Source organism: Paraburkholderia sp. BCC1884 (assembly GCF_900996225.1).
In the GTDB taxonomy this organism is placed as follows: domain Bacteria; phylum Pseudomonadota; class Gammaproteobacteria; order Burkholderiales; family Burkholderiaceae; genus Paraburkholderia.
On the sequence record NZ_CAAJGL010000142.1, the window covers coordinates 1 to 498 of the forward strand.

The window sequence follows — 498 nt, forward strand, 5'->3', positions numbered from 1 at the left end:
ACCGTCGCCCACGCGCAAAGCAGCGTCACGCTGTATGGCGTGCTCGACGCGGGCATCACGTACCAAAGCAATGTCGCCGGCAAGTCGCGCTGGTCGGAAGGCACGGGCATCGACCAAAGCCTGTTCGGTCTCCGTGGTTCGGAAGACCTGGGTGGCGGCCTGAAGGCAATCTTCACGTTGGAAAGCGGTTTCAACCTCGGTAACGGCCGCTTCTCGAACGACGGCGGCATGTTCAACCGTCAAGCCTTCGTCGGCCTGTCGAGCCAGTACGGCACGGTCACGCTGGGCCGCCAGTACGACTCGATGGTCGACTACTTCGCGCTCACCACGGCCAACGGCAACTGGGCCGGCTACCTGTTCTCGCATCCCTACGACAACGACAACACCGACAACTCGTTCCGCCTGAACAACTCGGTCAAGTACACCAGCCCCGACATCAACGGCCTGCATTTCGGCGGCACCTACGCGTTCAGCAACGACACCGGCTTCTCGAACAAC

At 61.8% G+C, this 498-nt stretch carries 1 protein-coding gene; it reads left to right on the forward strand.

Annotation, left to right across the window (positions count from 1 at the left end):
• A partial coding sequence (locus FQ705_RS30970) for a porin (RefSeq protein ID WP_144148343.1) occupies positions 1–498 on the forward strand: 498 nt, incomplete at both ends.